This window comes from Agromyces soli (assembly GCF_022811605.1).
Lineage (GTDB): Bacteria > Actinomycetota > Actinomycetes > Actinomycetales > Microbacteriaceae > Agromyces > Agromyces soli.
Genome location: NZ_CP094533.1, coordinates 1,754,205 through 1,767,761 on the forward strand (window position 1 = coordinate 1,754,205; position 13,557 = coordinate 1,767,761).

Annotated in this window: 9 protein-coding genes; 3 read left to right on the top strand and 6 right to left on the bottom strand. The window is 72.6% G+C overall.

All coding sequences use genetic code 11. The annotated features are described in order from the left end of the window. Positions 1 to 208 precede the first annotated feature (208 nt). Complete coding sequence (locus tag MTP13_RS08425) at positions 209 to 4,219, top strand: ExeM/NucH family extracellular endonuclease (RefSeq protein WP_243570612.1); 4,011 nt, start codon at positions 209 to 211, stop codon at positions 4,217 to 4,219. Between the two features lie 9 nt (positions 4,220 to 4,228). Here MTP13_RS08425 and MTP13_RS08430 read toward each other — a convergent pair whose 3' ends face one another. Genes MTP13_RS08430 through MTP13_RS08455 form a run of 6 tightly spaced genes read right to left on the bottom strand, consistent with a single transcriptional unit; the run spans position 4,229 to position 10,522 of the window. Then, positions 4,229 to 5,095: an ABC transporter ATP-binding protein gene (locus tag MTP13_RS08430; protein WP_243570614.1), complete on the bottom strand. Its 867-nt coding sequence runs from the start codon at positions 5,093 to 5,095 to the stop codon at positions 4,229 to 4,231. Continuing rightward, positions 5,092 to 5,880 carry an ABC transporter ATP-binding protein gene (locus MTP13_RS08435; RefSeq protein ID WP_243570615.1) on the bottom strand — a complete coding sequence of 263 codons (789 nt, stop codon included), beginning with the start codon at positions 5,878 to 5,880 and terminating at the stop codon, positions 5,092 to 5,094. Before MTP13_RS08435 ends, MTP13_RS08430 begins: the two co-directional genes overlap by 4 nt. Beyond that, a complete protein-coding gene (locus MTP13_RS08440; protein ID WP_243570617.1) occupies positions 5,877 to 6,731 on the bottom strand; it encodes an ABC transporter permease in 855 nt (284 codons plus the stop codon). Before MTP13_RS08440 ends, MTP13_RS08435 begins: the two co-directional genes overlap by 4 nt. Further along, positions 6,728 to 7,648 (bottom strand): ABC transporter permease, encoded by a 921-nt coding sequence (locus tag MTP13_RS08445; RefSeq protein WP_230764009.1) that lies wholly within the window; start codon positions 7,646 to 7,648, stop codon positions 6,728 to 6,730. The genes MTP13_RS08440 and MTP13_RS08445 overlap by 4 nt, the downstream gene beginning before the upstream one ends. Before the next feature lie 31 nt (positions 7,649 to 7,679). Next, positions 7,680 to 9,329, bottom strand: coding sequence for an ABC transporter substrate-binding protein (locus MTP13_RS08450; protein ID WP_243570618.1), 1,650 nt, complete (start codon positions 9,327 to 9,329; stop codon positions 7,680 to 7,682). Beyond that, positions 9,326 to 10,522: a C45 family autoproteolytic acyltransferase/hydrolase gene (locus tag MTP13_RS08455; protein WP_243570620.1), complete on the bottom strand. Its 1,197-nt coding sequence runs from the start codon at positions 10,520 to 10,522 to the stop codon at positions 9,326 to 9,328. The genes MTP13_RS08450 and MTP13_RS08455 overlap by 4 nt, the downstream gene beginning before the upstream one ends. An 83-nt stretch (positions 10,523 to 10,605) precedes the next feature. Between MTP13_RS08455 and MTP13_RS08460 the strand changes: the two genes are divergently transcribed. Both MTP13_RS08460 and recQ read left to right on the top strand, forming a co-directional pair. Continuing rightward, positions 10,606 to 11,508, top strand: a complete 903-nt coding sequence (locus MTP13_RS08460) for a MurR/RpiR family transcriptional regulator (protein ID WP_243570621.1) — start codon at positions 10,606 to 10,608, stop codon at positions 11,506 to 11,508. A 63-nt stretch (positions 11,509 to 11,571) separates the two neighbouring features. Further along, positions 11,572 to 13,557, top strand: coding sequence for a DNA helicase RecQ (gene recQ, locus MTP13_RS08465; protein WP_243570623.1), 1,986 nt, complete (start codon positions 11,572 to 11,574; stop codon positions 13,555 to 13,557).

Below are 13,557 nucleotides of genomic sequence, written 5' to 3' on the forward strand. Positions count from 1 at the left end.
GCCGCGCCGAACGCTGCGCATCCGAGCGCCCCGTCCGGGGGGTAGTGCTCATCTGCGCGCTCGGCCGTGAACGACGGATGAAATCACCGGGTGCGCCGCGTGAAATCAACGGAATCCGGGGCAGACCACCTCTTGGCAGCGCCGCCCGGCCCTCCTAAGCTCTGGTCCAGTGCGTCCCCCGAGTGGGGGCGACTCGGAGGGAGAACTCATGCAACGCCGCACCATCCGCAGGTGGCCGGCCGTCGCGGTCGTCGCCGTCGGCACGCTCGCGACCGGGCTGCTCGCTGCGACACCGGCTCAGGCGGCCGAGGTCACGCATACCATCGCCGAGGTGCAGGGGACGGGCGCCGCCACCCCGCTGCCCTCGAACGCCGACGTCACCGTCGAGGGCGTGATCACCGCCGATCACCGCACCGGTGGCTATCGCGGCATCTACGTCCAGACGCAGGGGTCCGGCGGCGCCGACGACGCGACGCCCGGGGCGTCCGACGCCGTCTTCGTGTACCTCGGCAACGCCGCGGCGACGACGCCCGGCGCGATCGGCGACCTCGTGCGCGTCACCGGCAAGCCGAACGAGTTCAGCGGGCAGACGCAGATCTCGGTCGCGAACGCCGCCGCCGTCGAGCTCGTGCAGGCCGGGGTCGGCGTCCCGGAGGCGACCCCGCTGCCCGATGACGTGCGCGGTGCCGCTCGCGAGGCCTACGAGGGCATGCACGTCGCCCCGAGCGGGGAGTACCGGCTCGTCTCGAGCCACTCCCTCTACAGCTTCGGCGAGCTCTGGCTGAACGCCGGCGACGAGCTCCCCGTGAAGAGCACCGAGCAGGTCGATGCCGCAGACCCCGCCAACGCGACGATCGCGCAGGCGAACCGCGACTCGCGGCTCCTGCTCGACGACGGCTGGTCGACGCGCGTCGACAACTCCGCGCACCCGAACGACCAGCCGTACTTCACGGCCGACACCGTCGTGCGCAACGGCGACCGCGTCGTCTTCCCCGACGCCGGCTACGTGCTCGGCTACGGCTTCAACGAGTGGCGCCTCCAGCCGACGGTGCCGATCGACTCGGCGAGCGACGCCTCGCTCAAGCCGACGTTCGAGTCGCTGAACCCGCGCCCCGAGACGGCTCCCGAGGTCGGCGGCGACGTGCAGGTCGGCGCGTTCAACGTCTACAACTACTTCACGACCTTCACCTCGGTGAACTCGCAGGCGCGCGGCGCGGCCGACGCCGAGGAGTTCGCGATCCAGAAGTCGAAGATCGTCGCGGCGATCTCGGGCCTCGGGGCCGACGTCGTGGCGCTGCAGGAGATCGAGAACTCGGTCAAGCTCGGCGAGGCGCCCGATGAGGCGCTGGCCGACCTCGTGGCCGGGCTCAACGAGGCGGCGGGCGCCGACGTCTGGTCGTACGTGCCGACGCCGGCCGCGCTGCACGACGCCGCGATCACCGACTTCATCACGAGCGCGATCATCTACCGCAACGACCTGGTGAGCCCGGTCGGCGACAGCCTCACGGTCGTCGACGAGACGGTGTGGGACATCGCCCGCGAGCCGATCGCCCAGGCGTTCCGCCTCGACAGCGGCAAGGTGTTCTCGGTCGTCGCGAACCACTTCAAGTCGAAGAGCCCGCCCTCGGGCAACCCGCCCGAGCCGGCCGACGGCCAGGGCTTCTTCAACGCCGAGCGCGTCGAGCAGGCCGAATCGCTCCTCGCCTTCACCGACACGGTGGCCGAGGCATCCGGCAGTGACGCGATGTTCCTCATCGGCGACTTCAACTCCTACGCCCACGAGGACCCGATCGACGTCTTCACCGGCGCCGGCTGGACCGACCTCGTGCCGTCGCAGACCGAGCAGTTCACCTACTCGTTCAACGGCGAGCTCGGCTCGCTCGACCACGTGCTGGCGAGCCCCTCGGTCGCCGCCGACGTGACCGGCGTGGGCGTCTGGAACATCAACTCGCCCGAGTGGGGCGACCGGGGCTACGCCTTCGGCGCGACCGAGGCCGGCACCCCCTACCGCTCGAGCGACCACGACCCGATCGTCCTCGGCCTCTCGGCCGAGGTCGCCCCGGTGGACATCGACATCGTCACGATCAACGACTTCCACGGTCGCATCGAGCAGTCGGCCCCGGCCGCGGGGGCCGCGGTCCTCGCCGGCGCCGTCGAGCAGGTGCGGGCGGAGAATCCGAACACGATCTTCGCGGCGGCGGGCGACCTCATCGGCGCCTCGACGTTCACCTCGTTCATCCAGGACGACAACCCCACGATCGACGCGCTGAACGCCGCCGGCCTCGACGTGAGCGCCGCGGGCAACCACGAGTTCGACCAGGGCTGGGAAGACCTGCGCGACCGGGTGCAGAGCCGGGCCGACTGGGAGTACATCTCGTCGAACGTGTTCCTGAAGGGCAGCGACGACACGGCCCTCGCGCCGTACTACACCGAGACGCTCGACGGCGTGACCGTCGGCTTCATCGGCGCGGTCACCGAGGAGCTCGACTCGCTCGTGAGCCCGGCCGGCATCGCCGACCTCGAGGTGCGCGGCGTCGTCGACTCCGTCAACGCGGTCGCCGAGCAGCTGAAGGACGGCGACCCCGCCAACGGCGAGGCCGATGTGCTGGTGCTGCTCGTGCACGAGGGCGCGACGACGACGGACATCGCGAGCCTCAGCGACGGCTCGGCGTTCGCGAAGATCGTCCAGGGCGTCGACCCCTCGGTCGCGGCCATCGTCTCGGCGCACACCCACCTCCCGTACAACCACGTCGTCGACGGCCGTCCGGTCGTCTCGGCCGGTCAGTACGGCGAGCGCTTCGGGCTGATGAAGCTGCAGGTCGACCCCGTCACGAAGGAGCTGCTCTCGATCTCGAACGAGCTGAAGCCCCTCATGAACGGCACGACGCCGCTGTACCCGGCGGTGCCGGCCGTGCAGTCGATCGTCGACGAGGCCAAGAAGGTCGCCGATCAGCTCGGCAAGCAGAAGGTCGGCGACATCACGGGCGACTTCAACCGGGCCCGCCAGCCCGGCACCGATGCCCAGGGCAACCCGACGCTCGTGGAGAACCGCGGCGGCGAGTCGACGCTCGGCAACTTCGTCGCCGACGTGCAGCTGTGGGCGGCGAAGCAGGACGCGAAGGCCGACATCGCCTTCATGAATCCCGGCGGCCTGCGCACCGACCTCGTGTACAAGGGCACGAGCGCCGAGGACCCCGACGGCAACCTCACCTACAAGGAGGCGGCCGGCGTGCAGCCGTTCGCCAACACGCTGGTGACGCTCGACCTCACGGGCGAGCAGGTGAAGCAGGTCCTCGAGGAGCAGTGGCAGCCCGCGGGCTCGTCGCGGCCGTTCCTGAAGCTCGGCGTCAACAAGGAGCTCCAGGTCGTCTACGACCCGACTGCCGCGGCCGGATCCCGCGTCACGCAGGTGACGCTGAACGGCACGGCGATCGACCCGGCGGCGACGTACCGGGTGGTGGCGAACTCGTTCCTCGCCTCGGGCGGAGACAACTTCTTCACCCTGGGCGCGGGCACGAACAAGGCCGACACCGGCCGCGTCGACCTGCAGTCCATGGTCGACTGGTTCGCGGCGAACGGCACGGCGACGCCGGATGCGGCGCAGCGCTCCGTCGGTCTCGTGCTGCCGGCCCCGGCCGACGGCCAGGCCTACGCCCCGGGCGAGTCGCTCAGCCTGCAGCTCAGCTCGCTCGACTTCTCGACGAGCGAGCCCGCGGCGGGCGAGGTCACCGTGTCGCTCGGCGACGCCGTGCTCGGCACGGCGACCGTCGACCGCACGGTCGTGCCGACGAGCGACGAAGGCGGTCGCGCGACGGTCGAGATCGTCATCCCCGAGGGCGTCGAGGGCGCGCAGTCGCTCACGATCGCCGTCGCCGCCACCGGCACGAGCGTCACGGTGCCGATCACGGTGCAGGCGGCCCCCGACCTCGTCGACACGGCGATCGTCGGGCTGCCCTCGAAGCTGCTGTTCACGTCGAAGTCGACGATCCGCTGGGTCGGCCTCGTCGTGACCGGCGACGGCAGCCGCCCGGCGGGCACGGTCACGATCAGCGACGGCCAGACGGTCATCGCCACGGTCGAGATCACCGCGAAGGACCGCGGTCGGGTCGACGTGAAGCTGCCGAAGCTCGGCCGCGGCCTGCACGTGCTGCAGGCCTCGTTCACCGGCGACGGCTACGAGAGCTCGCGCTCCTTCAAGGTGCCGGTGCTCGCCTACTAGCGAGGCGCGTCATCGCGCGGCGTCGAACTCCCGGCGCCGCGCGATGACCTCGTGCGGATCCCAGCCCGGCCCTGGGACGGACGAGACGAGCAGGCGGGTGTACGGGTGCTCCGGCGCCCGGAACACCGCTGCCGCCGGGCCCTCCTCGACCACGTCGCCCCGGTAGAGCACGAGCACGCGGTCGGCGATCTCGTCGACGACGGCGAGATCGTGGCTCACGAACAGCACCGCGATGCCCGCCTCCCGGCGGATCTCGTCGACGAGCTCGAGGATCTGCGCCTGCACCGAGACGTCGAGGGCGGAGACCGCCTCGTCGAGCACGAGCAGCGTCGGCGACACCGCGAGCGCGCGGGCGATGGCCACCCGCTGCCGCTGACCGCCGCTCAGCTGGTGCGGCCGGAGCGAGCCCTGCTGCTCGGTGAGCCGCACGCGGTCGAGGAGTTCGCCGGCACGGCGTCGGGCGCCCTCGCGGTCGGCCACGCCGTGCAGCCGCATCGCGGCCACCAGCGCCTGCTGCACGCTCAGCCGGCGATCGAGCGAGCCGTACGGGTCCTGGAACACCATCTGCGCCTGCCGGGCCCGGGCCAGCCGGGCCGCCTGGCCTCGAGCCGGGGCGAAGCGATCCGCTCCGGCGATCCGCAGCGACCCGGCATCCGCGCGCTCCAACCCGACGAGCATTCGGGCGATCGTCGACTTGCCGGACCCGGACTCGCCGACGAGGCCGAGCACCTCGCCCGCGGCGATCCGGAACGACACGTCGTTCGCGGCGACGACCGGGTCCTGCCCCTTCGGCATCCGGAACTCGCGACGGAGACGCTCAGCCTCGACGAGGGCCGGCGGTGCCGCCGGCGCGGGCGTGGACATCGACGCGCTCATCGGCTGCGCTCCTCGAGCTCGGGCGCCGCCTGCAGCAGCGAACGGGTGTACGGGTGGGTGGCCCCGGTGAACAGGGCGGCGCCGCTGAGCTCCTCGACGACCTCTCCGCGCAGCATCACGAGCACCCGATCGCAGAACGCCGCGGCGAGATGCAGGTCGTGCGTGATGAACAGCATGCCGAGCTCCCGCTCCCGCTGCTGATCGCGGAGGATCGCGAGCACCTCGGCCTGCGTCGTGACGTCGAGCGCGCTCGTCGCCTCGTCGGCGAGGATCAGTCGCGGCCGGGTCGTGAGCGCCGCCGCGATCACGACGCGCTGCAGCATCCCGCCCGAGAGCTCGTGCGGGAACTGCCGCAGGCGGTGCTCCGGACGGGTGATGCCGACCGCGCCGAGCAGTTCCACCCCGATGCGGCGTGCCTCGGCCCGCGGCATCCCGTGCACCTTCACGAGCCGTTCGGCGAGCGAGTCGCCGATGCGGCGCACGGGGTTCAGCGCGCCGCGCGGGTCCTGCTGGATGAAGCCGACCTCCTCGGCCCGGATGCGTCGGAGCTCGGCGTCGTTCGCGCCGAACACGTCGCGGCCGCCGATCCGCACCCGGCCCTGCACGCCGGCCGTCGGCGGCAGCAGCCGCAGGGCGGCGCGCACCGTGCTCGACTTGCCCGAGCCCGACTCGCCGACGAGCCCGACCGTCTCGCCCGGCGCCACCGTCAGGGAGACGCCGTGCAGGATGGCGGCTGAGCCGTAGGCGAGGTCCAGGTCCTCGATCGTGAGCAGCTCTGCGGTCATGCGCGGGCCCCCAGTCGTTCGGACAGCCGCACGCCCACGATGTTCACGGCCACGACGACCGCGGCGATCGCGAGGCCGGGCACGAGGGTCGGCGCGAAGTGGCCGAGCACGATGCCGTCCTGTCCCTCCTGCACCATGAGGCCCCATTCCGAGCTCGGCGGCTGCGCGCCGAAGCCGAGGTAGCTGAGCGTCGCGAGGCTCATCAGCCCCTCGCCGAAGAGCACGACGAGGTAGCCGAGCAGCGCCGGGGTCATGTTCGGCAGCACGCGCCGCACCGCGATGTGCACGGCGGACGCGCCCTGCACCCGGTACGCGTCCACGTACGGGCGGGCGAGCTCGGAGAGCGCGATGCTCCGGGTGAACTTCGCGATCACCGGGGCGTACGCGAGCGCGAGGGCCACGACGGCCGTCCACGGCCCCTTGCCGAACACGGCGATCACGAGCACGACGAACAGCAGCCCGGGGAACGCGAACATGACGTCGGTGATGCGCGCGAGCAGCACGTCGACCCAGCCGCCGTTCCAGGCGGCGACGAGGCCGATGGCGACGCCGATGACGGTCGCCCCGGCGAGCAGCGCGAGCGGTCCGATCAGGCTCTCCCGGGTGCCGAGCAGGAGCCGCGAGAAGAGGTCGCGGCCCAGCTGGTCGGTGCCGAGCAGGTGCGCCGGGCTCGGCGAGCCCCAGATGGCGGTGAAGTCGATGGCGTCGGGCGGATACGGCGCGACGAGCGGACCGAAGGCCGCGACGAGCACGACGAGGCCGAGGAAGGCGAGCGACACCGCGTAGAGCGGGTCGCGGCGCCTGGCGAGGCCGTCGCGGCGCAGCAGCGCGCCGGTGGCGGTGGTGGTCATGAGGTCTTCACCCGGGTTCCGATGCGAGGGTCGAGCAGCGGCAGCAGCAGGTCGACGATGGTCGTCACGACCATGTAGGCGACGACCATGTAGAGCAGCACCGCCTGCACGACGGGGAAGTCGTGGGAGTTGATCGCGTCGACGAGCAGCGAACCGATGCCGCTGATGCCGAAGACGCTCTCGACCACGACGGTGCCGGCGAGCATGCTCGCGATCACGAGGGCGACCATGGTCACGATCGGTCCCCAGGCGTTGCGCAGCACGTGGCGCACGACGACCATCCCGCCGGCCATGCCGGTCGCGCGCGCGGCCTCGACGTGCTCCGAATCGAATTGCTCCACCATCGACTGCCGCGTCACGCGGCTGACGATGGCGAGGGAGCCGATCGAGAGCGCGATCGCCGGGAGGGTGAGATGGCGGATGCCGTCCACGAAGCCGTCGCCCGCGCCGGCGACCGGGAACCAGCCGAGCTGCACGGAGAAGACCGAGACGAGCACGATGCCGATCACGAAGGAGGGGAACGACGCGGCGAGCGTGGTGGCGCCGACGATCGCGGAGTCCGCCGCGCGGCCGCGGCGCACCGCCGCCCACACGCCGAGCCCGATGCCCACGACCGTGAAGAGCACCGCGGCGTACGCGACGAGGCCGAGCGTCGCGGGGAGCCGGCTCGCCATGATGCCGGCGACGGGCTGGTGGTACTGGAACGAGGTGCCGAGATCGCCGCCGAACACGCCGCTCAGCCACAGCCAGTACTGCACGAACAGCGGCTGGTCGAGGTGGTACTCGGCGCGGACGGCGGCGATCCGCTCCGGCGTCAGATTCTCGGGGTTGCCGATGAGGAAGGTCACCGGGTCCCCGGGGGCCGCGTACATGGCCGCGAAGATGATGAACGAGGCCACCACCAGCGTCAGGGCCATGCCCGCGACCCGCCTCAGGGCTGCGAGCACGTCAGCCCTCGGTCGTTCCGAGGTCGGCGGCCCACGGGTAGTACAGGTACGCGGCCGACGCGGGCACGCCGCTGAGCTCCGCGCGCAGGGCGACGGTCGACGGGCTCTGCGCGATCGAGATCCACGGCGTGGCCTCGACCCAGCGGCGCTGCAGCTCGATGGCGAGCTCCGAGCGCTCGGCGTCGTCGGTCGCGGCGAACGCCTCCTTCACGAGCGCGTCGTAGTCGGGGTCGCTGAAGCCGACGAAGTTCACCGTCGCGGTCGAGGCGCCGTTCTTGTAGAAGCCGACCGGGTCGTTCTTCGAGATGTAGTACTCGTCGGAGAAGAGATCGGCCTGGCCGCGCACGGCCTCGTCCGAGTAGAAGTCGCCGTACTGGGCCGAGGGCACCGTGACGATCTCGGCATCCAGGCCGATCTGCTTCGCCGCGGCGACGAGTGCGTTCGAGACGACGTTGCGCACCGAGCCGCCGTCGCTCGCGACGAGGATCGGCTCGTCGGGCGCGCCGGCCTCGGCGACGAGCGCCTTGGCGCGCTCGAGGTCGGCGGCGCCCGGGCTCGCCGGGGCGCCCTCGAGCTCGTCGTACGCGGCCTGGAACGCCTCGGTCTCGTAGCCCCAGGCGCCCTGCCCGATGGGCGTCTTCCACGGCTGGGCGAGCCCGCCGAACGCGGCGGTCGTGATGCCGCTGCGGTCGATCGCGAGCGAGAGCGCCTGGCGGATGCGCTCGTCGGCGAGCGGGCCGCGCTCGGTGGCGAGCAGCACCCACGCGTTCGTGGAGGGGCCCTGCGCGAGCGAGACGTCGGCGACCTGCTGCAGCGGGACCGCCGAGGCGGGGGAGTCGAGGTAGGAGCCGTCGGCCTCGCCCGCGGTGAGGGCGTTCACCACGGCGGACTGGTCGGCCCAGCGGAACACGACCTCGCCGGCGAGCACCTCGCGCGAGTCGTCCCAGTAGTCGGCCGCGCGCTCGATGGTGAGGCTCGAGCCGGGCTTCCACTCCCCGAGCGTGTACGGGCCGGTGCAGGCATCCGGCGTTCCGGGCGAGCCGAAGGCATCGCCCTGGGCCTCGACGACCCGGGGGTTCAGCACCATGCCTCCGTTGCCGGCCATCGCCTGGATGAAGATGGCGTCGCGCTGCGCCATGGTGACGGTGATCTCGCGCTCGCCGGTCTGCTCCATCGAGACCACGTTCGCGTACTCGTCGGACTCGTCGGCGCCGTCGGCGGCGTGCCGCTGCATGCTCCACAGCACGTCGGCCGCGGTCATCGGGCTGCCGTCGTGGAAGGTCACGCCGTCGCGGATGGTGAAGACGACGTGCGTGTCGTCGACCCACTCGGCCGACTCGGCCAGGTGCGGCACCGTCGTGAGGTCGGGCTGCACGGCCATCAGCCGCTCGCAGACGTTCGCGAAGACCGTGTTCTCGGCGGCGCCGCTGTCGATGTCGAAGTCGAACGTCGCGGGCTCGGCGGGGAGCATCCAGGTGACCGAGTCGACGGGGCCGCTCGCGGCGGGGGTGGTCGGGCCGAACGGCAGCTCGACGGCGGGCGCCTCGCTCGTCGACGGCCCGGCGGCGGTGCAGCCGGCCAGCAGGATCGCGGCGGCGCCGGTCGCGAGTGCGGTGCCGGCGAGCCGGCGTCGGGGGAAGGGGGTGTTCATCGGAGTGCCTCCATTGGCGGGGTGTGAACGGGGGTGTGGCGGGACCCTGGTCCGTCGAAGGCGTTCCAGGGGAGCTTCTCATAGGGGTGGTCGCACGGCGTGCCGGCGGTGACGAAGTAGTCGCCGGTGGTGAGGTCGACGCAGCTCGACAGCAGCGTCGACCACTGCCGCACGGCGGGGCGCCGCTCGTCCGGGTGCGTGCACACGGACTCCGGGTAGCCGAGGTGGTCGCTCATGGCGGCGTGGATGCCGGCGAGCGCGGCTTCGCGGTCGGCGGCGTGCCGCACGCGCTCCAGCCCGGCCCGGGCCTGCGGCACCCGGAACAGCGAGTCCGCCGAGACCGGCCGGTACCGGCCCGCGAGCTGGGGCGGCACCTGCGCCTGATAGTGGTTGCCGTGCACGAGGAGCCCGTCGACCGGGTAGACCCAGTCGACGCCGCTCGGGGTGATCTCGAGGTCGATCGAGAAGCCCGAGCGGTCCGTGAGCAGCGCGTTGCTCGCGATGTGCGCCGGCGTGCGCACGAGCGTGTTGATCGCGTCGGGCAGCTCGCTCTGGTTCAGCGTCATCCGGCGGATGAAGGTCTGCGGCAGCCCGACGGCGCCGTCGAAGCGGCCGCCGAGGCCGTTCGCGTTGAGCGCGAGCCCGGCGGAGTTCACGCCGTGCCGGCCGATCTGCCCGGCCTCGAGCTGCATGATGAGCGTCGGCAGCGGGTCCTGCACGACCCGCACGATGACGACGGTGTCGCGGGTGCCGGTGCGCCAGTCCCAGTTCTGGCCGGCGTACTGGTGGCCGTCGCCGGAGGCGCCGGCGGTGAGGGAGAAGCTGGTGCAGCCGTCGCTCGCGTCGCGCTCCTCGCTGGGGTCCTCGGTGCGCGCCCGGCGGGCGCCGCCCTGGTCGTAGATGATCTCGCCGCGCAGGTTCAGCACCATGAGGTCGAGCAGGTCCCGGCCGGCGCCCGCGGCGATCCCCTCGAGCTCGGCGACGAGCTCGGGCGCCGCCTCGGTGCAGCGCGGCACCCAGGCCGCGGCGCGGCGCCTGGCCTCGGCCCAGCCGAGCCCCGCCTGCTGTCCGAACGCCTCCTCGTAGTACGCGACGGCCGCGTCGATGAGGTCGGCGGCCCCCTCGCCGTACTGGCGTCCCCGCTCCGCGGGGGTGCCGCTGATCTCGAGGGTGCGGATGCTGGTGCTCGTCATGGACGGCGTCGTCCTCCCGTGCCGGATACCATGGCACCGGCGTCAGTCTTGGAATGGGTGTTACGAGTTAGGATGCTCGCGGAATGAACGATACACACAACCCGCAGTTCGTAACAAGTGATACGCGCAACCCTGGCGTGATCGAGCTGCGCTCGCGCGTCCGCGACGCGTGGGACGGCCTGTCCAAGGCGGAACGCGCGGTCAGCGGGCTCCTCGCCGGGAGCACCGCCGAGCGCATCCTCTTCGCGACCGCCGCCGAGCTCGGCAGCGAGACCGGCACGAGCAACGCCACGGTCATCCGCACCCTGCAGAAGCTCGGCTACGCGGGGCTCGCCGAGGTGAAGCGCCAGGTCGCCGCGCCGTTCACCGAGGAGGTCGCGCCCGAGGAGCGCGTCCGGCAGCGGCTGGACCGCGCGGGCGAGGACGTCGGGCGCATCGTCGGCAGCGTCTGGAACGAGGCGAGCGACCAGCTCGAGCTCGCCCGCCACGCGCTCGAGGTCGAGGAGGTCACCGCGGCGGCCTCGCTCCTCGCCCGGGCGGGGCGCATCTACTGCTACGGCGTCGGCGCCTCCTCGGTCGCCGCCGCTCACCTCGTGCTCCGGCTCGGCCGCGCCGGCCGCGCCGCAACGCACCTCGACGCCGACGGCTTCCGGCTCGCCGACGGGCTGCTGCCGCTCCGCGCCGGGGACGTGGCCGTGATCTTCGCCCCAGGCCGGGTGAACCCCGAGGTCGAGACGATCATCGGTCGCTGCCGGGAGGTCGGCGCGCAGTGCGTCCTCGTCACCGACGAGCTGCACGAGCGGCTCGCCCCGAAGGTCGCCGTCTCGCTGCACGCGCCGCACACCCCGACCGGCCTCACCGCCGAGGTGCTCGCCTCGATCCTCGTCGGCGACGTGCTCGCCCAGGTGGTCTCGGCGATGTCGCCCGAGCTCGCCGTCGAGACTTCGCACGCGCTCACCGTCCTGCGCTCGCGCCTCGGGTACTGACCGCCCGGGCGGGCGGTGGATGGCCCGGGGCCGGCGTCGGCGGCCGCCGGTAGACTCCATGCGATGACTCAGCACGGCGCGCCCGACGGGATCGAGGAGGTCCCCTGGGACCCCGACGAGTTCCTCCCGCCCGACGACGAGTGGGCCCCGCCGCCCCCGGCCGACGCCCCGCCGACCGGCGCACCCCGCGCTGAGCCGGCGAGTCGCCGCGCCGCGCCCGCGAAGTTCGGCTCGGCGCTCGACGCGCTCCGCACGGTCTTCGGCTACGACGACTTCCGCGGCGACCAGGCGGCGATCATCGAGCAGCTCGCGGGCGGCGGCGACGCCGTGGTGCTGATGCCCACCGGTGGCGGCAAGAGCCTCTGCTACCAGATCCCGGCGCTCCTGCGCGAGGGCACCGGCGTCGTCGTATCGCCGCTCATCGCGCTCATGCACGACCAGGTCGACGCGCTCCTGCGCAACGGCGTCCGGGCCGCCTACCTCAACTCGAGCCAGGCGCCGGCCGAGCGCGCCGAGGTCGAGCGCGCCTATCTCGCGGGCGAGCTCGACCTGCTCTACATCGCCCCCGAGCGGCTGAACAGCGAGGGGGCCAAGCGCTTCCTCGCGCGCGGCAGCATCTCGCTCTTCGCGATCGACGAGGCGCACTGCGTCGCCCAGTGGGGCCACGACTTCCGCCCCGACTACCTCGCCCTTGCCGAACTCGCCGAGCGCTGGCCCGAGGTGCCGCGCATCGCGCTCACGGCCACCGCGACCGAGGCGACGCACCGCGAGATCACCGAGCGGCTGTCGCTCGGCGACGCGAAGCACTTCGTCGCGAGCTTCGACCGGCCCAACATCCAGTACCGCATCGCCCCGAAGCTCGAGCTGCGCAAGCAGCTGCTCGACTTCGTCCGCACCGAGGGCGTCGACGCCGACGGCCGCCCGGTCGCGGGCATCGTCTACGCGCTGAGCCGGGCGAGCACCGAGAAGATCGCCGCTTTCCTCGCGGCGAACGGCGTCGACGCCATGCCGTACCACGCGGGCCTCGACCCGGAGCTGCGCCGCCGCACGCAGGACCGCTTCCTCCGCGAGGATGGCGTCGTCGTGGTGGCGACGATCGCCTTCGGCATGGGCATCGACAAGCCCGACGTGCGCTTCGTCGCGCACGTCGACCTGCCGAAGTCGGTCGAGGGGTACTACCAGGAGACCGGCCGCGCCGGCCGCGACGGGCTGCCGTCGACGACCTGGCTCGCCTACGGCCTGCAAGACGTGGTGCAGCAGCGCCGCATGATCGACGAGAGCCCGGGCGACCTCGCCCATCGGCGTCGCCTCGCCTCGCACCTCGACGCGATGCTCGCGCTCTGCGAGACGGTGCAGTGCCGCCGGCAGAACCTGCTCGCCTACTTCGGCGAGCAGAGCGAGCCGTGCCGCAACTGCGACACCTGCCTCGAGCCGCCCGCCTCCTGGGACGGCACGGTCGTCGCCCAGAAGTTCCTCTCCACCGTGGTGCGTCTGCAGCGCGAGCGCGGTCAGCGCTACGGCGCCGGGCACCTCATCGACATCCTGCGCGGCAAGCGCACCCCGCGGGTCGCGCAGTACGGTCACGACTCGCTCGCGACCTGGGGCATCGGGCAGGAGCTCGGCGAGCAGCAGTGGCGGGGCGTGGTGCGCCAGCTCCTCGCGCAGGGGCTCGCGCAGACCGTCGGCGAGTACGGCGTGATCGGCTTGAGCGAGGCGTCCGCCGAGGTGCTCGCGGGTGCGCGCCAGGTGCATTTCCGCGCCGAGCCCGAGCGCCCGGGCCGCAGTCGCGGCGAACGCCGGGCGGCCCCGGCGGCCGCCGACCTCGAGCCCGCGCAGGCCGAGCTGTTCGAGGCGCTCCGCGCGTGGCGCGCCGGGGTGGCGCGCGAGCAGGGCGTCCCCGCGTACATCGTGTTCGGCGACGCCACGCTCCGGGCGGTCGCCGTCGCGCGGCCCGGCAGTCTGGCCGAGCTCGACGGCATCACGGGCATCGGCGCCAAGAAGCGCGAGGCCTACGGGGAGGGGCTTATCCAGGTCGTCCAGGCGGCGTGA